At 34.9% G+C, this 17,974-nt stretch carries 17 protein-coding genes and 2 other annotated features (1 of these 19 cut by a window edge); of the genes, 14 read left to right on the top strand and 3 right to left on the bottom strand.

Features of this window, described 5'->3' with window-relative positions; translation table 11 throughout:
• Positions 1-198: 198 nt before the first annotated feature.
• From ACUN28_RS18750 to ACUN28_RS18740, 3 genes are all read right to left on the bottom strand, one after another.
• Positions 199-567, bottom strand: coding sequence for a hypothetical protein (locus ACUN28_RS18750; protein ID WP_016136669.1), 369 nt, complete (start codon positions 565-567; stop codon positions 199-201).
• Positions 568-621: 54 nt separating this feature from the next.
• A complete protein-coding gene (locus tag ACUN28_RS18745; RefSeq protein WP_016136670.1) occupies positions 622-978 on the bottom strand; it encodes a hypothetical protein in 357 nt (118 codons plus the stop codon).
• Positions 979-1,413: 435 nt separating this feature from the next.
• Positions 1,414-2,076 carry a hypothetical protein gene (locus tag ACUN28_RS18740; RefSeq protein ID WP_016088105.1) on the bottom strand — a complete coding sequence of 221 codons (663 nt, stop codon included), beginning with the start codon at positions 2,074-2,076 and terminating at the stop codon, positions 1,414-1,416.
• Between the two features lie 109 nt (positions 2,077-2,185).
• On the opposite strand from ACUN28_RS18740, the gene ACUN28_RS18735 reads away from it, so the two are divergent.
• From ACUN28_RS18735 to ACUN28_RS18670, 14 genes are all read left to right on the top strand, one after another.
• The gene (locus ACUN28_RS18735) at positions 2,186-2,833 is read left to right on the top strand and encodes an HD domain-containing protein (RefSeq protein ID WP_000165959.1); all 648 of its coding nucleotides are present in this window, start codon (positions 2,186-2,188) and stop codon (positions 2,831-2,833) included.
• A complete protein-coding gene (locus tag ACUN28_RS18730) occupies positions 2,830-4,725 on the top strand; it encodes an ABC-F family ATP-binding cassette domain-containing protein (protein WP_016088104.1) in 1,896 nt (631 codons plus the stop codon). Before ACUN28_RS18735 ends, ACUN28_RS18730 begins: the two co-directional genes overlap by 4 nt.
• A 75-nt stretch (positions 4,726-4,800) precedes the next feature.
• On the top strand, positions 4,801-5,532 hold the full coding sequence (locus ACUN28_RS18725) for a Bax inhibitor-1/YccA family protein (RefSeq protein ID WP_001260655.1): 732 nt from the start codon (positions 4,801-4,803) through the stop codon (positions 5,530-5,532).
• A 144-nt stretch (positions 5,533-5,676) separates the two neighbouring features.
• Complete coding sequence (locus ACUN28_RS18720; protein WP_016088103.1) at positions 5,677-5,931, top strand: DUF4318 domain-containing protein; 255 nt, start codon at positions 5,677-5,679, stop codon at positions 5,929-5,931.
• A 158-nt stretch (positions 5,932-6,089) separates the two neighbouring features.
• A complete protein-coding gene (locus tag ACUN28_RS18715) occupies positions 6,090-6,425 on the top strand; it encodes a single-stranded DNA-binding protein (protein ID WP_016088102.1) in 336 nt (111 codons plus the stop codon).
• A gap of 158 nt (positions 6,426-6,583) precedes the next feature.
• On the top strand, positions 6,584-7,711 hold the full coding sequence (locus tag ACUN28_RS18710) for a conserved virulence factor C family protein (protein WP_016088101.1): 1,128 nt from the start codon (positions 6,584-6,586) through the stop codon (positions 7,709-7,711).
• Positions 7,712-7,714: 3 nt separating this feature from the next.
• Positions 7,715-8,098: a thiol-disulfide oxidoreductase DCC family protein gene (locus ACUN28_RS18705; RefSeq protein WP_016088100.1), complete on the top strand. Its 384-nt coding sequence runs from the start codon at positions 7,715-7,717 to the stop codon at positions 8,096-8,098.
• 83 nt (positions 8,099-8,181) lie between these two features.
• Entirely contained in the window at positions 8,182-8,616 is a 435-nt protein-coding gene (locus ACUN28_RS18700) for a BrxA/BrxB family bacilliredoxin (protein ID WP_000063703.1), read from the top strand.
• 49 nt (positions 8,617-8,665) lie between these two features.
• Complete coding sequence (locus tag ACUN28_RS18695; RefSeq protein WP_016088099.1) at positions 8,666-9,442, top strand: class I SAM-dependent methyltransferase; 777 nt, start codon at positions 8,666-8,668, stop codon at positions 9,440-9,442.
• 40 nt (positions 9,443-9,482) lie between these two features.
• Positions 9,483-9,697 (top strand) — a binding site (T-box leader).
• 45 nt (positions 9,698-9,742) lie between these two features.
• On the top strand, positions 9,743-11,431 hold the full coding sequence (gene argS / locus ACUN28_RS18690) for an arginine--tRNA ligase (protein ID WP_016088098.1): 1,689 nt from the start codon (positions 9,743-9,745) through the stop codon (positions 11,429-11,431).
• Between the two features lie 113 nt (positions 11,432-11,544).
• Positions 11,545-11,874, top strand: coding sequence for a DUF2085 domain-containing protein (locus tag ACUN28_RS18685; RefSeq protein WP_016088097.1), 330 nt, complete (start codon positions 11,545-11,547; stop codon positions 11,872-11,874).
• Between the two features lie 29 nt (positions 11,875-11,903).
• The gene (locus tag ACUN28_RS18680) at positions 11,904-12,122 is read left to right on the top strand and encodes a hypothetical protein (RefSeq protein WP_016088096.1); all 219 of its coding nucleotides are present in this window, start codon (positions 11,904-11,906) and stop codon (positions 12,120-12,122) included.
• A 150-nt stretch (positions 12,123-12,272) separates the two neighbouring features.
• Positions 12,273-13,151 carry a class I SAM-dependent methyltransferase gene (locus ACUN28_RS18675; RefSeq protein ID WP_016088095.1) on the top strand — a complete coding sequence of 293 codons (879 nt, stop codon included), beginning with the start codon at positions 12,273-12,275 and terminating at the stop codon, positions 13,149-13,151.
• Positions 13,152-13,449: 298 nt separating this feature from the next.
• Positions 13,450-17,652 carry a bacteriocin-processing peptidase family protein gene (locus ACUN28_RS18670; protein ID WP_016088094.1) on the top strand — a complete coding sequence of 1,401 codons (4,203 nt, stop codon included), beginning with the start codon at positions 13,450-13,452 and terminating at the stop codon, positions 17,650-17,652.
• Positions 17,653-17,750: 98 nt separating this feature from the next.
• Positions 17,751-17,974: a binding site (T-box leader), on the top strand (it continues 15 nt past the right edge of the window).

The following is a 17,974-nucleotide window of genomic DNA, read 5'->3' as shown; positions in this document are numbered from 1 at the left end:
CCACTTAAATAATAATTTTTAATTTAAATCAACAAAAGAGACCCCGAATGTGAGGTCTCTTTTGTTGATTATTCTCCATATGTAACTTTCTCTTCACTTACTCCAAGCTAGATAACATGGTTCATTGAAATATCCAATCTTAAAGAAGGCTTGTTCTTCAAAAAGTTTCTTTCTTGCCCTCAGAATCTAGGAAAGTAGCTAGTCAAAAGATACTTGTAGTCTGTCAACTTGTAAACAAACATATTGACCTTCTAAATATTTGTAGTCTTCAAATAAGTCACTAGTTATAAAGAATCCAACGTCTAAAATATTATCTTTGAGCAATTTACCAAAAAGAATATAACCTCCATTGGTGATATTTTCTATTTTTTTAAATTTATCTTCTATTTGCTCTTCTATTGTCAAAGCGTCATTCACAAATATATCTATCTCAGCTTCATATTCTTTATTTACAATAATTTCTTGAGGTGAAGTATTAAAACCTGTTACTTTTTGCTTATTTATCAAAAAATCTATTTCTTCTTCAATAATTGGATCAATTCTACATATCAATATCTTATTTTTCATTTTATAACCTCTATTCTACTGGATTGATAACAGGAATATTGTTACCACTATTCATCATTTTCCAGAAAGTTTTTCCGGTTTATACATGGTATGTTGTAATTTCCCAAAATTATTAGTTCCTACAAACTCAAATTTAGCATAACTTTTTATTGGAACACCCTTGGGATTAGTTAAACTACTGTTTTTCATAAACTTTACATAGCCAGTTCTCAATTCTATTGTTCCATCTTTTAATTTGTAATTATATTGTACCTTGGTTCCATTCTTAATCACATCATTAGCACCAGCCAGATATTCATTCATATTAGAATATGCACTTCTAAATTCTCCACCATGCTTTCCAAAATGGCCGTCTAATTTTTCTGTGCTACCAAAATTAAGTTCGCTGGTTTTCTTGCTAGTATTATCCATCCTCTTAGTAGTATTTCCTTCTTTATCAAGCTTACCATTTGTTCTTTATAGGCACTTTACTGGGGAAATATTACAGATGTAATTATAATAATAAATGGTTAAAGTTTCCTCAAAAAAAATGTATTTTACAACATATGTGTTTGTTATAGCTCTCAATAGGTAATCCACGGTAATACCTATTTATCAAGGGGATTGTAATACAAAATTTTTTGTGGGAATTTATGTTGAATGAATGGTTTTTAAAATGAAAATCGCCCTAGTACAGTTTAATTAAAAGGATATTATTTGCTCACAAATAATATAAAAATACGTGAAAAAATATGAAATTCCCATTTGGAATAGAATATAATATAACAAATAAAAAGTGTCCCAAATGCTTGTATAACAGGCATTTGGGACACTTTTATAGTTTGGTTTAAAACAAAACGAACAACCCTAAAACTGCTCATTCTTCTCCCAAGATTCTACAATATAATGTGCAATCGTCGGGTTGAATCCTTTCCCAACTAAAAACATAATTGCAGCAACTTCTGTTAAAGCGTGTTTGTGTGATGTGTGTTTTGCCTCATTTAAACCGTAATCTACCCAAGGTTTTACGAAATCTAGTACAGGTTTCTTTAAAGGTAAAAACTGTGTACCGACAACTTGTTGAATTTGTTGTTGTGTCGGTTCTGTAATTGGTCCAGGTGGTAAGATTTGTGGCTGTGTAATATCGAATGTTGGTCCAGGAGGTAAAATTTGAGGTTGCGTTGGATCAATTGTTGGTGGTTTAGGTGGTGAGACACGTGCGTCGTAGTTTGGTTGATACATTTGTTGTTGATATTGCGGTTGTTGTGGCTGAGTTGGGTATGGGTTTTGTTGGTATTGTTGTTCTTGATTTTGTGGTGCTACATATGGATTATGTTGATATTGTTGTCCCTGATTTTGCGGCGCTGCATATGGATTTTGTGGATAATCACCTTCTTGGTATTGCGGTGTTGCGTATGGATTTTGTTCATATTGTTGCTCTTGTTCTTCATATTGTTCTGTATACCTTTGTTCTTGTTCCTGAGGGTAAAATGGTTGTTGTGGGTAGGGCGGTTGATTATTATAGAACATACTTATTCCTCCTTCATGATGATGCCTACCACCTAGTGTATGGGCGGACAAGAAAATATGTGATGAAAAAATGCGGGCGTGTTACAATAAGTAACTGGGTGAAGATAAAATGACAAAACAAGAAAAGATTCAAAAAACAATTACTTTTGTAAAACATATTTTAGAAAAAGATGCGAGTGGGCATGATTGGTATCATATTGAGCGCGTACATAAACTGGCGATTTCTTTATCCGAGCAAGAAGGGGGAAATCGTTTTATAATTGAAATGGCAGCATTACTTCACGATGTGGCAGATGAGAAGCTAAATGAGAGTGAAGAAGCAGGAATGAAAAAAGTTTCTGATTGGTTAGAAGAGTTACATGTGGAAGAAGAGGAAAGCAAACATGTTCTTCATATCATCGCCAACATGTCTTATAAGGGTGGTCATGGTGGCAAAGTGAAGTCACTTGAAGGGGAGATTGTTCAAGATGCGGATCGCTTAGATGCTCTGGGAGCAATTGGAATAGCTCGCACATTTGCGTATGGTGGAGCAAAAGGGAGATTAATGTATGATCCAACTATTCCTCCGCGTGAAGTGATGACGAAAGATGAATATAGAAAAAATAACGATCCATCTTTAAATCATTTTTATGAAAAACTTTTGAAACTAAAAGACTTAATGAACACGAACGCAGCAAAACAAGAGGCTGAAGTTCGTCATCGTTATATGGAACAGTTTATTGAACAATTTATGAAAGAGTGGAATGCACAAATATGAAAATGTTAACTGTGGAAAACTTATCGAAATCATACGGAGAAAAACCGTTATTTGATGGATTATCATGTAGTATTACAGAAGGACAACGTGTCGGAATTATTGGTGTAAACGGTACTGGTAAATCGACATTATTAAAAATTATTGCAGGGTTAGAAACTCCTGATACAGGTGATATGACGCATTCACGTGGGTATACAATTAGTTATTTATCACAGCAACCAGAGTTTGATGAAAAACTAACTGTATTAGAGCAAGTGTTCCATGGTGATACACCTTTAATTCGTCTTCTTCGTGATTATGAACAATCATTATTAAATATCGAAAAAGATCCAAGTAATGAAAAAGTACAGGAACAATTATTTGCAGTGCAGCAACGTATGGATGCGATGAGTGCATGGGAAGCGAATGCAAATGCGAAATCTCTTTTAACAAAATTAGGAATTACAGATTTCACTGCAATTGTTGGGAATTTATCTGGTGGACAGAAAAAACGTATCGCAATGGCACAATGTTTTATTGAAACACCTGATCTATTAATTTTAGACGAGCCTACAAACCATCTGGACCATGAGACAGTGGAATGGTTAGAAGAATATTTAGCAAGATATACAGGTGCTGTATTACTTGTAACCCATGATCGTTATTTCTTAGATCGTGTAACGAATCGTATTTTCGAATTAGATAATGGAAAGCTATATAGTTATGAAGGAAACTATAGCACGTTTTTAGAAGCGAAAGCTTTGCGTGAGGAGCAAGAAATTGCGCAAGAATCAAAACGTCAAAACTTATATCGTCGTGAACTAGCGTGGATCCGCCGTGGTGCAAAAGCCCGTTCTACGAAACAAAAGGCGCGTATTCAGCGTTTTGATGAGCTAAAGGGACAAGAAGGCCCAGCTGCAAAACAGTCAGTTGATATTGCACTAAGTGGAAGTCGTCTAGGAAAGAAAGTACTTGAGTTAAAAGATGTAACGAAAAAATTTGGCGATAAGACGGTACTACATAATTTTAATCATATTGTGAAACCAGGCGATCGTATCGGAATTATTGGGGCAAATGGAAGCGGGAAATCTTCTCTATTAAATATGCTTGCAGGCAAGTTAGCTCCTGATAGTGGTGAAGTTGAGGTAGGACAGACTGTAAAAGTTGCTTATTATACGCAAGAAAATGAAGAGATGAATTTAAATCAGCGTATGATTGAATACATTAAAGAGATTGCAGAAGTTATTCATACGACAGACGGAAAAGTAATTGGTGCATCTCAAATGCTAGAACGTTTCTTATTCCCGACACATTCACATGGCACACCGCTTGGTAAACTATCTGGTGGCGAGAGAAGACGTTTATACTTATTACGTATATTAATGGGAGAACCGAACGTACTATTACTGGATGAGCCTACGAATGATTTAGATACACAAACATTAACAGTGTTAGAAGATTATTTAGAAGATTTTCCAGGTGTCGTTTTAACTGTATCGCATGATCGTTACTTCTTAGATAAAGTAGTAGATGAGTTGTTCATCTTTGCGGGAGAAGGAGAAGTGCGCGAATTTCTAGGTAGTTATACGGATTATTTAGAAATGGAAAAAACGAGAGAACTTATTGAGAAAGCGGAAGTGCAGAAAGAGAAAAAAGTGGTAGAAGAAGCTCCGAAACAACAACGTAAACGTAAACTTTCATACAATGAGCAGCGTGAATGGGAAACAATTGAAGATACAATTGCCGAACTAGAAGAGAAAATTGAGTCAATTGGAGAAGAACTTGCGAAAGTTGGATCTGACTTCACAAAGGCACAAGAATTATCTGAAGCACAGCAGAAAACAGAAGAAGAGCTAGAAAAAACGATGGAAAGATGGAGTGAACTATCAGACATCGTTGAAGGATTAAAATAAAAACAAGCTGCATATATTGAAAAGTAAAGAGAAAAACTTTACACTATTGGTAGAACCTATTTTAGGAGGGAAAAAATGAGAACATCTAATCCAATGTTGAAAAAAGAGGCATTCCGTAAAGAGGGAGCAAGCGCTTCTGCGATGACGATTGGCGGAACAGTAGGCAAAACGTTTATTATGCTTATCTTGCTACTTGCAACGTCTGTCTATTCATACATACAAATGATGCAGGGGACGATGAAGATGCCTGTATTAATTGGTGCTTTAATCGTTGCGGCAATCATCGCATTTGCGTCTATGTTCTTCCCGCGTATTTCACCTTTTGGTGCACCAATCTATGCAGCGGTAGAAGGGGTTGTATTAGGTAGTATTTCAGCGGTTTATACAATGAAATTTGGCGATTCTATTGTTTTAAATGCTGTATTACTAACAATCTCAATTCTATTTGCAATGTTAGTGTTATATGCAACACGCGTAGTAAAGGTAACGGATAAATTCCGTACAGGCGTGATGGCAGCAACACTTGGAATTATGGTTATGTATTTAGTCGTATTTCTATTAAACATGTTTGGTGTGACTGTTCCATACATTCACCAAGGCGGTACAATCGGTATTATTATTAGTGCAGTTGTTATTGTAGTTGCTGCATTAAACTTATTACTAGATTTCGATTTAATCGAAAATGGTGTACGTAGTCAAGCTCCGAAATATATGGAGTGGTACACTGCGATGGGACTAATGCTTACATTAGTTTGGTTATACTTAGAAATTCTTCGTTTTGTTTCTTACTTTACGAAAAATGACTAATAAAAAAATCCTGCATGAAAAATGCAGGATTTTTTTATTTTCAAAGATTTTAATCAGTGGGGCTGTTACTGCCCGTTAATGCGGGATAAATTGAGGGTATGGTATAATATGGATGGTGATAATTTGAATTGAAGGGGATGGCATATGATGAAAGAGAAGAAAGGGATTATAAAAAAACTATTTTCTAAAAGTTTTTTCATAGAACTAGATGAAGCTTTAACATATCCGTCAGCAGAAGTTATTACTTCAGCAATAGAAGGATATGCGACTGAATGTAATGAAAAACTAAAATTTGAGAGTAAAGTTAAACCGATTACTTTTTACTTAGAAAATGTAATGTACCGCGTTGAAATAAAGATGGCTCGCGGTGGATATTACATATCATGTAGTGAAGTATAAATTTTGAAACCTTACATGTTTAAAATATGTAAGGTTTATTTTTTGTTTTTATTAGATATAAAATAATATTTTTCACTTTAAAATATATTATTTTACGCTTTTTACCCTTCAAACATTTTTCTTTAAAATGAAGAAAAATATGTGAGGTGGTATAACTTATGATGAATCGAGTTGTATTAATCGGTAGATTGACAAAGGAGCCAGAATTATACTACACAAAGCAAGGCGTCGCTTATGCACGAGTATGTGTTGCGGTGAATAGAGGTTTTCGAAATAGTTTAGGTGAGCAACAAGTAGATTTTATTAATTGTGTCGTTTGGCGAAGAGCGGCTGAGAATGTAACTGAATATTGTACGAAGGGGTCTCTTGTTGGAATTACCGGGCGTATTCATACGAGTAATTACGAGGATGAACAAGGTAAGAGAATATATAAAACGGAAGTTGTAATTGAGAGCATTACATTTTTGGAGAGAAGGCGGGAGGGCGCATCGTAATAAGAGGGGACTTTAAACAATGGGTTTTGGGCAATTAGGTTGAAAGATAAAGTGTGAGGATGGAAAGAAATCAGCAAAATAAAGCATCCGAGTAGGTTTAGAAAGGTGGAACATGTTACAATACACCTAAGAACATGCAATAAAGGAGAGTTTTTTACGTGAAGATTAAAGCAATTGAACCGACGCCAAGTCCAAATACAATGAAAGTTATTTTGAATGAAGTATTACCATCAGGAGCGCGTAATAATTATACAAATGAAAATAAAGAGCAAGCACCAATGCAAGTGCAAGAAATTTTGAAAATTGAAGGCATTAAAGGTGTATATCATGTAGCCGACTTTTTAGCGGTGGAGCGAAATGCAAAGTATGACTGGAAAGTTTTATTACAACAAGTTCGTGCTGTTTTCGGCGAAGAAGTAGTGGAAGAAAGTGAAGAACAACAACTTGCTCATTTTGGAGAAGTGAAAGTGTTTGTTCAAATGTTCTTTACAATTCCAATGCAAGTGAAGTTAACAGATGGAACATCGGAAGAACGTGTTGGTTTACCAGATCGTTTTAAAGAATCAATTATGAAAGTACAAATGTCTGCACCAAACGTTGTAAAAGAACGTAAATGGGTGGAACAAAGTACACGTTACGGTAATTTTGAAGAAATCGGGAAAGAAGTAGTAGAAGAGATTGTTGCTGCTTATTCAGAAGAACGTGTAAATGAAACAGTTAAAGAATTATTAAACCAGGCAGGTGCTGTTGAAGTAACGATTCAAAAGCGTGAGCCATATAAAGTAACAGAAGAGATGATGAAAGATGCTGACTGGAAAAACCGTTTTGCGGCATTAGAACAAATGGATCCTACTGAAGAAGATATGCTAGTGTTGAAGATGGCGTTAGATGATGAAAAAGTTTCGATCCGCCGTTTAGCAACAGCGTATTTAGGTATGGTAAAAGGTGATGGAGTATTGCCGTTATTATATAAAGCGTTATTAGATCGTTCAGTAAGTGTTCGCCGTACAGCGGGCGATTGCTTATCAGACGTAGGTGATCCAGCAGCGATGTTCGTTATGATTAAATCTCTGAAAGATTCAAGTAAATTAGTACGCTGGCGTGCAGCGATGTTCTTATTTGAACTTGGAGATGAAAGTGCGATTCCGGCATTAAAAGCAGCGCAAGATGATCCAGAGTTTGAAGTAGCAATGCAAGCTCGTCTAGCATTAGAGCGTATTGAGGGCGGAGAAGAAGCAAAAGGTTCTGTATGGAAACAAATGACGGAGTCTCGTAAAGGGGAATAATGTATGATTGTTTTCTATGATAGTTGGTGCCCGATGTGTACGGCGGTTGCAGAACGTACGAAAAAATTAGATAAAAAGGGTAAGATGAACTTTGTTTCATTTCGAGATGAAGATGTAGTTGAGAAGTATGAACTTTCTCAAGAACTACAAAGGAAGATGGAACAAAGGTTGTATATTTTAAAAAATAATAAATGGTATGACGGAATTCATAGCATACATGTATTAGCAAAGACCGTTCCATCTTATTGGTTTGCCGTTCCTTTTATAAAGCTATCTATTGTACTTGGATTTGGAAGTAAAGTATACGATTATATCGCTAACAATAGAAAACTTGTTCCAGTTGGACATTGCCGTGAAGGGGTATGTGAAATCCCTACAAAAAAATGAAATCATCGTTATCTTTCTTTTGCACCTATTAATAGAGCGTGATATGATGAATTTGGAATGAAAGTTGAAGGAGAGATTACAAGATGTCAAATGCTTATGAAGAATACATGCGTCAAATGGTAATCCCAATGCGTCAAGAATTAGTGCGTTCTGGGTTTGAAGAGTTAACTACAGAAGAAGCTGTAACAGAATTTATGGAAAACGCATCAGGTACAACTTTAGTAGTTGTAAACTCGGTTTGTGGTTGTGCAGCTGGTTTAGCACGTCCATCAGCAGGTCAAGCAGTTGTTCGTGCTGAAAAACAACCTGATCATCTTGTAACTGTATTCGCAGGTCAAGATAAAGATGCGACTGCAAAAATGCGTGAATACTTCGGAGAAATTCCTCCATCTTCACCATCTATGGCATTATTAAAAGGAAAAGAAGTTGTTCACTTCATTCACCGTCATGAAATTGAAGGTGCAACTATGGACGAAATTATTACGAACTTAGAACAAGCTTTCGAAAAGAATTGCTAAAGAAGGGGGAGAGTATATCTCCCTCTTTTCTTTATATAGAGGTGAAACAATGATCGTAACAACAGCAGGAAGAACCAACAAAGAAATGACAGATTGTGCAAATAAGGTAGCAGCAGAATTAAATCGTTCTTTTGTTAAACGTAATGACATTCCAGTACAAAAACTGCATGAGCAGTATGAACAAGATGTACTTGTTGTAGGCAAAAACCGATTAGCCATTTATCCAAAAGGAACGGAAGAGTCGTTTTTCTTTCATCCAAACTCAGCGATGTTTCGTGTGAAAAGGTTAATGCGAGGAGAACACGATCCATTTGTACAAGCTGCTAAATTAGAGAGCGGAATGACAGTGTTAGATTGTACGCTCGGTATGGCATCAGATAGTATTGTAGCTAGTTATATTGTTGGTGAAAGTGGAAAAGTAACAGGACTTGAAGGCAATGAATATATGGCTTACATCATGGGAAATGGTTTGAAAACATGGTCTTCATCCGTTTCTGAAATTGATGAAGCAATGCAACGAATCAATGTAAAGCAAACGGAGCATTACTCATTTTTAAAGCAATGTGAAGATAATAGTTATGATGTCGTGTACCTTGATCCAATGTTTGAAGAAACTGTTATAGAATCAGATGGAATAAAAGGATTAAAACACTTCGCTTTGTATCATGATATTACTGACGAAACAATTGCGGAAGCGAAGCGTGTGGCGAGAAAGCGTGTCGTTTTGAAAGATCATTTCCGTAGTTCTAGATTTGAAAAACACAATTTTCACGTATACAAAAGAAAAAGTGCGAAGTTTCACTTTGGTGTAATTGACCCTTGCTAATTGTTTGAAAAGATGTATAATAAGCAATAATTAATTAAATATACTATCTGTGATGAAGAGAGTAGTCTTTTTTAGAAGGAAAGCGAGCTAGGGATGGTGTGAGCCTAGTGCGGAAGAAAAAGATGAAGCGCACTTCGGAGATGCTTCTTGAATGAATAGTAGAGTAAGCCGAGGCCCCCTGTCCTCGTTATAAACGGGAAAGTGGTTCGTAATGAACAACAAGGGTGGTACCACGGGTTAAAACTCGTCTCTTTTTTAGAGACGAGTTTTTTGTGTTTTAAAAAATAAGGAGGTTGTAATATGGATTACAAAACGCAGTTTGCGGAAAGTTTATTCAATATTTTCACGAATGGATTAACGCAAAAACAAATTTTAGATTTAATTGAAACACCGAAACAAGATGAATTCGGAGATGCAGCGTTTCCATGTTTTTCACTTGCGAAGCAATATAAAAAATCACCAGCTATTATCGCAAAGGAAGTTGCGGAGAAATTAAGTGATCCATTTTTTACGAAAGTAGAGGCTGTTGGTCCTTACGTAAATGTATTTTTTAATCGTGAAACTGTAAGTGATGCAGTATTAAAAACGATTTTAGCGGAGAAAGAAGAGTACGGTCAAAATCACTTAGGATGTGAAAAGACTGTAGTTATCGATTATTCCTCTCCTAATATCGCGAAGCCTTTTTCGATGGGGCATTTACGTTCTACAATGATTGGAAATTCACTGAAACATATCGCTGAAAAATGCGGCTATGAAGTTGTAGGAATTAATTATATTGGGGATTGGGGAACACAGTTTGGAAAGTTAATTACTGCTTATAAAAAATGGGGAAATGAAGCAGTAGTTAAAGAGGATCCAATCCGCGAATTATTTAAGTTATATGTTCAATTCCATGAAGAGGTAAAAGACGACGAAGAACTAGAAGCAGAAGGGCGCGCTTGGTTTAAGAAATTAGAAGAAGGTGATGAAGAGGCAGTTGAGCTTTGGAATTGGTTCCGTCACGAATCCTTAAAAGAATTTTCTCGTATTTATGAACTTCTTGGTGTTGAATTTACTAATTTTCAAGGAGAAGCTTTTTATAATAATTTAATGGAAGATTTTATTGGAATTTTAGAAGAACATGATTTGCTTGAAGAGTCTGAAGGCGCGTTAGTCGTTAATTTAGAAGAAGAGGGAATGCCGCCTTGCTTAATTAGAAAATCAGATGGTGCGACGATTTACGCAACGCGTGACTTAACGGCAGCGTTATATCGTCAAAATACATTTGGGTTTGATAAAGCGTTATATGTAGTTGGCCCAGAACAAAGTTTACACTTCAATCAATTTTTCACAGTATTAAAAAAGCTTGGCTACACTTGGGTTGACGGCATGGAACATGTACCGTTTGGGTTCATTTTAAAAGATGGTAAGAAAATGTCGACCCGTAAAGGAAAAGTTATTTTACTCGAAGAAGTACTTGAGGAAGCAATCGAACTTGCAAAACAAAATATTGAAGAGAAAAATCCAAACTTAAAACAAAAAGAAGATGTAGCAAAGCAAGTTGGTGTAGGGGCAGTTATCTTCCACGATTTAAAAAATGAGCGTATGCATAATATTGAATTTTCATTAGAAAACATGCTGAAATTTGAAGGTGAAACAGGGCCGTATGTACAGTACACACATGCACGCGCTTGCTCTATTTTAAGAAAAGAAAGTGTAGAATTTGAAACGTGTACGTTTGCATTGAAAGATGATTATAGCTGGAGCGTTGTAAAATTACTTAATAAATTCCCACAAGTAATTGAAGCGGCCTTCAACAAAAATGAGCCATCTATTATTTCAAAATACGTATTAGATGTAGCACAATCGTTCAATAAATATTACGGAAATGTACGTATATTGGAAGAGAGTGAAGAGAAAGACAGCAGACTTGCATTAGTGTATGCTGTGACAGTTGTATTAAAAGAGGGGTTACGTTTACTTGGGGTGGATGCTCCTGAGGAGATGTAAAATAGTAGTAAACTGGCAAACCGGTTTTGGTATGAACCTGGTTTGTTTTTTTATTTGGATATATAATTCTTTTGCAAAATCAATTAAAATCTTTTTAGAGAGGGTGATTCATATTGATCCGAACTTTTATTTTACAAATTCCTTGTCATAGAAGATCAGAAAGAAGTTTCCTTAAACTACAAAAGTACATACCTTTATGTGCGCGTTGTACAGGCATGCTTATCGGTATTTTACTGTTTCCAATTTATTTTTATATGACACCTTCATTTCTTATAGCAATCATACTATCCTTTTCTGCTCAAATTCCGTTACTTATTGATGGATTCACCCAAAAGTGGAAATGGAGAAGCAGCACAAATTTGCTAAGAGTAACTACCGGTGTATTAAGCGGTAATGGTATGGGATTACTCATTTCATCTAGCATTATATGGATTCTTTCTTAAAGCATATATTAATGGAGGTATTTACATAAATGTTCTGGGTTTACTTAATCCTAATTTTTATTTCAGGCGGAAGTGGAATAGGTTTTATAATTCAAAACAAGTATACAGAAGCAATAATAGCTTTTGTTATTTGCGCACTACTGATTGGGCTACTGTATTATTATCTTAAAAGAAACAAAAGAAAGAGAAAATCAGATTGTGGCGATGTAGACTGTACGGATTGTTTAGATTGTGATTGTACTAATTAAACTTCTAATCATCTACCTTTCTTCTAAATCAAAAGCTGGCGTATCGTTAAAAATACACTGGCTTTTTTGCTTTGAAATTTTAAGAATGGTGTAGGAATACGGCTATTGTATAGAGAACTTTAGTTTTGTATATAAAAGGAGGCGTTAAACTTGGAAACGTACGATTGGAATAGTAAACTAACATATTTAAAAAACACGAGAGATCTATATTACAATGATGATTATGTATGCTTTTTAATAAATACTGTGTGGAAGGTTACTAAGCCAGTACATATCGTTGATTATGGTTGTGGATATGGTTATTTAGGCTTAATATTAATGCCTTTACTTCCAGAAGGGTCAAAGTATACAGGCATTGATAGTGGAGAAACATTACTAACTGAAGCGAGAGAGTTGTTTCGTTTCCTTCCGTATGATTCAGAATTTCTTGAAGGAGATGCTACAGAAATTGAATTGAACGATACATACGATATAGCAATCTGTCATGCTTTTTTGTTACATATGAGTTCACCAAAAATGATGCTAGAAAAGATGATACAGTCAATTAAGGATGGTGGTAAAATAATCTGTTTTGAACCACATTGGATATCAAATATGTCTTCATACTCTTTAGATGGAGAGAGCCAATCGGAAATTATTAGGTTAGGCGTTTTGCAGAAGTTATTTGAAAGTGACACGCAGAGAAGTGGACAAGATGGAAATATTGGTATGAAAATACCGATGTATTTAAGTGAATTAGGTGTGAAAAATATTGAGTGTAGAGTGAGCGATAAAGTGAACTTTTTAGACTCTAATATACATCACAATGATAAAAACGATTTGTATCATTCATTAAAAGAAGAGGGGATAGCGGGCAATCCAGGAGATAAACAGCAATTTATAGAACGTTTAATGGTTAGAGGGTTAACATATGAGGATGCGTTAGCTCAATATGAAGCTGAACTACGATTTTTTAAAGCATTTCATTTACATTCCTCTTTAGTATACGCTCCGAATATGAAAATTACATTTGGTGACAAAGTATGTTAAAAGGTAGCGATATTCCGAGGGATATCATTTATTTTGGAAATCGCTGATATATTTGAATTATCGCCGATATAATTTCATGTACTGATTTTAACTTTCGAAAGATAAGATCCACATGTTACGTTATTCCATATAATTAAATAAAATATGGAGAAAAACAATCATTTTTACTATATTTTGTTATAAATTCGAATAATATTAAATAATACTATCCATTATAGGAGATTTTAGTTGAATACATACTATATGATGTGTAGAATCTAAGCAAGTAGCAGTACAAATAAATATTCGAGGTGAATACATGCTAGATTTTAAGCAGTTAGATGCTTGTTTGAAAGACAAGAGATTTGTAGATGGATTACAGGAAATAAATAAAGAAATTTCATATATAAAAGAAACGAATACTTTATCTTATGTGAAAAAGTGGCTTGCTAATATTTCTTCACATGAGGAGTTTGATATATTAATTCGCCTTACTGATGAAGGGCTTATGCACCAATACAGTTCATTCCTCATTCGCTACGCCTACAAAAAATTTCCAAATATGAGAACGCTCTCTTTATATTGTGATGAGTTAATTGATGAGCGGAAAATACTTGAAGTAGAACAGTTGTTAAAAGAATCATTAGAAGAGGTAAATAAAGAAGAAATAGAAGCTGATCTTTTAGCGAAAACGTATTTTACGTTAGTACGATGTCTGTTGGAAATGAAACGAAATGAAGAAGCACTAATCTATATGCAAAAGGCAGAGGAGTACAGTGCACGTGCCGTATTTGATAAATGGGGCTACGTCTATATGCATACAGGTGAATGGGAGAAAGCAGAAGAACAATTTATAGCTGGCATGCAGCATAAAGATTGTGAAGAGTTATCGACCTATTTATTATCACAGTTATATGCGAATCAAGGAGAACAAAAACGTGCATTACAGCTAATCGATGATGCAATTGTAAAGTTCCCGCAAGTACCATATTTTCATTTTGAAAAGGTAAAATATTTATTAGATTTAGAGAAGTATGAGGAGATGTTAGCGGTAATAGATAACATAAACAGTCAGCTTCCTTATCATGCGTATAAAACTTATTTTGTACATTTACATGCAGAAGCGCTTTACAAAATGAATAAACTTATAGATTTACAACAGTTATTAAAAGAAGAAAAAAGTTTAAAAGAGTCTTTATATCATAATTTAGAAAAAAATCCAGATGGAAAAAAGGTTCACTTACCGATAGTTCCAATTGTACAAAAGGATAATTACTGTGTTCCGACAAGTTTAGAAATGATGTTGCAGTTATGGGGAGAAAAACGTACGCAAGATGAAATAGCAGAGTTTATTTTTGATATGACAGGATCGAAGTTTTCAGATACTGTTTCTTATTTAGAAGAATTAGGTTATGAATATCGTTATTTTAAAGGGAATGAGGAAAATTATAAGAGACTACTGGATGAAGGGATTCCTGTTTTATTAAGTATAGACATTGAGCATGCTTCACATGTGCAAGTATTATCTGGATATGATGATACGTTACAAGCTTTTTATGTTCAAGACCCGAACTTTATAGAACCAGTTATTGTGGAATATAGTAAGCTACAAGAAAAATATCGTTATACAGGCTGTTTAGCGATTACGTTTGTTCCGAAAGAAAAGAAGGAAAAACTATCATTTTTAAATGAAGAAGAGAATCATTATTTTAAATCTGTTTTTTCTCTTACGGATCATTTAGATGAACATGATAAAGAGGGGATTCATAACTTAATACAATTTTTAAAAGAGACGAGTGATAATCCGAATACGTGGCTATATACGGTTAAGCATTTAGATGTGGAAGTAGATAACGAGTTTATTTTATCTTGTATTGAAAAGTTAATGGAGAGGTTTCCGAACTCAGATTTTGTTAAATTGCATGGTGTGCAGTGTTTTATTCGCCTTCAAGAATTAGAAAAAGCTGGGCAAATGCTCGCGAGTGTTGAGAAGAAAAATAATCGTGCTTTATATCATTTAATAAACGGAAGATATGCTTTTGAACAGGAAAGTTATATAGAGGCGATTTCCAGTTTTCGTTACTCCTTACAATTAGACGCAGATCAGCCGATTGCTTGGAGTTTTCTTGCTTTATCATATATGTATATCGATCAATTGGAAAAGGCGTTGCAGTTTTCTCAAGTAGCTTTAGAGCGTAGTCCTGAAAGATTCACTTTAACGAATCACGGGTTAATATTGATAGATTTAGAAAGATATGAAGAAGCGTATGAAATCTTTAATGATTTGTTAAGAGAGTATAAAAATGAGGCACATGTATGGTATGAGCGAGCGAGATGTGCGCATCATTTAGGGAAATTATATTTAGCGGTAAAAGGGCTTAAAATAGCGATTCATTTGGATAGTAAAGCATCTTACATTTATACGAAACTTTCGGAAATATACGAATCTGATTTGGAGGATGAGGAAAGTACGAAAGAAATTTTATTAAAGGGTATTGAGAATTGTGACGATAAAGCACCTCTATACGTAAAATTGGGTGACTATCATTTTCAAAATGATAGTCTGGAAGAAGCAGAAACATTGTATAAGCGTGCTTTAGAAGAAAATCATGATGACGTTTATTCTCACTTCGGACTTACGCAAGTTTATATGGCGAAAGAACAATACAAGGAAGCAAAAGAATATATTCTCGGTATTGAAAAACAAATTGAAAAGAGCCAAGATTTTCTTATGAATGCGGGAATGGTTTTATGGGATGCTGAGGTTGAACTTGGTGGAAATGAAGAAGGGTTTAAAGTAGCATTGTCTAAGTTAGAGAGTGGTATAAAGCAGAGTGAATACAATGTAGCAAGTGCGTTAGATGAATATGTGAACCGAATTAAAGGAACGGTATTTGTACAAAGAGGTATAGCATTCTTAAGAACTTTACACAAAGAAAGAAATGAAGTAAGTGAATACGGTTGTTATACAGGTATTTTATATGAATCTATTGGACAGTACGGACAAGCAATGAAAAGATATAATAAGGCAATAGAACAAAAGGAAACGGCATTACCTTATTACCGAATTGGTGAAACACTTATGGCATTAGGGCAATTGACAGAAGCAAAGCAAGCGTATGAAACTTGTTTAGAGCTTGATGGGAATTTCGTCGGTGTACATTTACAGCTTGCGGAAATATACGAAAAAGAAGAAAACCGTTCTAAAGAACAAAGTCATATGGTTCAGGCGATGAAAGAAGAGCCGTTGCATATTAATATGGAATATTTGGCACAGATTTCAGTAGAAATGAATCTTCAGGAAGAATTGTTGACGGAACTAGAACAATTAGCGGACGAAGTACCTGAAATATGGCGATTAGATGCGATCGCATATGTGTATGGAGCAATGGATGAAATAGATAAAGAACAGGCATGGATTGAAGAGGCGCTACAATTAGATGGTGAGCATACAGAAGTTCTAAATCATTATGCAAAAGTGTTAGTGAAAAAAAGAAATGCAAAAGCAATTGAAATTGCAATGAAAGTGATACAAAAAGATGTAAATAATGAACGTATATTTGATGTATATGTAAAAGCGATAGAACAACATAAGAAATTGTCTAACATACGAGATTTTCTTCATACATTAAAAGTGAAAAAGGCAGAAAGAAGTATGGCATTTATGTATGCTGCATCTGCAGTTACGGAAAGATGGATTGAACGTCAACAAAAGGAACAGCCGAAGAAATCCATAATTACGAGAGCTTTTTATCGTATGAAAAACCGTGCAAAAGAAATTTCGATTATTACTACAATCATTGATTTATATGAACTTTCGTTAAAGTTAAATCCGAAAAATAGTATGGCAGCGCAGCGATTTGCACTATTTTACGAGAATGTGACGATGTATAAAGAGGCGATAGACGTATTGCAAACATCGTTAGAAAGTAAATGGGATTATGATGTAGCGAAGCAACTTGTAAATCTTTTCATAGCGTGTGAGGAAGAAGATATGTTACGGGATGCTTCGGAATTAACGAAGCAGATGGTTCGAGAGTTACCAGATGATTATGATACACTTCTTTTACAAGCACAAGTATTCTTTAAAATAGGTGAAGAAAGAAAAGCAGAGAAGATTACCTTACAATTAACGGAGCAAACACCGTTTGTAAGTAGAGCGTTCCTTGCTTTAGGAGAAATATATCAAAGTCAAGAAAGGTTTGAAGAGGCAATTCATGTGTTAGAAAATGCTTCTATACATCATCCAAATGAAACAGCAATTCTTCTTTCTTTAGCATCTTCATATCATGGTTCCGGCCAAACACTAAAGGCAGAAAAAATAACAAATGAAGTATTAATAATTGATGCGAGTGATTTGTTAGCAAGATATGATCGTGCTTGTTATTTAGCGCGGTTAAACAGAAATGAAGAGGCGAAGGAAGAACTTGAAATTGTCCTTCGTGAGGATGAGTCGGGATTTTTTGCTGAACTTATCGAGGATAAAGAAAATTTAGCAGCATTGCGAGAATTTGAAAAGTAATTGTATAAGAAAAGCGAAAAAGGGTATAAATAAAAATATATTTCGAATTAGTTGACAATTCATTGCCCAATGGCATAGAATAGCTTTTAACAAAGTATACAAATCTGAAGACGAGAAAGAGTAAAATAATGAACTGTTCCCCAGAGAGCCGGTATGTTGCTGAAAACCGGTGTGCAGACGTTATTTGAAAATCATCTCCGAGGAGCCGAGGCTGAAATAAGTAAGCCCGGACGGGTGTCTACCGTTACAAAGAACACGTATGATAGTACGTTGCTAAGTGCTATTAGTGAAGAGCTAATAGAATTAGGGTGGTATCGCGGGT

This window comes from Bacillus sp. WC2507 (assembly GCF_052656125.1).
Note: the sequence above shows the minus strand (reverse complement) of the source record. Positions and strands in the feature narration are given on the sequence as shown.

Excerpts from the sequence above, each read along its gene's own strand:
- ACUN28_RS18750 (WP_016136669.1), bottom strand. The coding sequence starts at position 567 with ATGAAAAATAAGATATTGATATGTAGAATTGATCCAATTATTGAAGAA.
- ACUN28_RS18745 (WP_016136670.1), bottom strand. The coding sequence starts at position 978 with ATGGATAATACTAGCAAGAAAACCAGCGAACTTAATTTTGGTAGCACA.
- ACUN28_RS18740 (WP_016088105.1), bottom strand. The coding sequence starts at position 2,076 with ATGTTCTATAATAATCAACCGCCCTACCCACAACAACCATTTTACCCT.
- ACUN28_RS18735 (WP_000165959.1), top strand. The coding sequence starts at position 2,186 with ATGACAAAACAAGAAAAGATTCAAAAAACAATTACTTTTGTAAAACAT.
- ACUN28_RS18730 (WP_016088104.1), top strand. The coding sequence starts at position 2,830 with ATGAAAATGTTAACTGTGGAAAACTTATCGAAATCATACGGAGAAAAA.
- ACUN28_RS18725 (WP_001260655.1), top strand. The coding sequence starts at position 4,801 with ATGAGAACATCTAATCCAATGTTGAAAAAAGAGGCATTCCGTAAAGAG.
- ACUN28_RS18720 (WP_016088103.1), top strand. The coding sequence starts at position 5,677 with ATGATGAAAGAGAAGAAAGGGATTATAAAAAAACTATTTTCTAAAAGT.
- ACUN28_RS18715 (WP_016088102.1), top strand. The coding sequence starts at position 6,090 with ATGATGAATCGAGTTGTATTAATCGGTAGATTGACAAAGGAGCCAGAA.
- ACUN28_RS18705 (WP_016088100.1), top strand. The coding sequence starts at position 7,715 with ATGATTGTTTTCTATGATAGTTGGTGCCCGATGTGTACGGCGGTTGCA.
- ACUN28_RS18700 (WP_000063703.1), top strand. The coding sequence starts at position 8,182 with ATGTCAAATGCTTATGAAGAATACATGCGTCAAATGGTAATCCCAATG.
- ACUN28_RS18695 (WP_016088099.1), top strand. The coding sequence starts at position 8,666 with ATGATCGTAACAACAGCAGGAAGAACCAACAAAGAAATGACAGATTGT.
- argS (WP_016088098.1), top strand. The coding sequence starts at position 9,743 with ATGGATTACAAAACGCAGTTTGCGGAAAGTTTATTCAATATTTTCACG.
- ACUN28_RS18680 (WP_016088096.1), top strand. The coding sequence starts at position 11,904 with ATGTTCTGGGTTTACTTAATCCTAATTTTTATTTCAGGCGGAAGTGGA.
- ACUN28_RS18670 (WP_016088094.1), top strand. The coding sequence starts at position 13,450 with ATGCTAGATTTTAAGCAGTTAGATGCTTGTTTGAAAGACAAGAGATTT.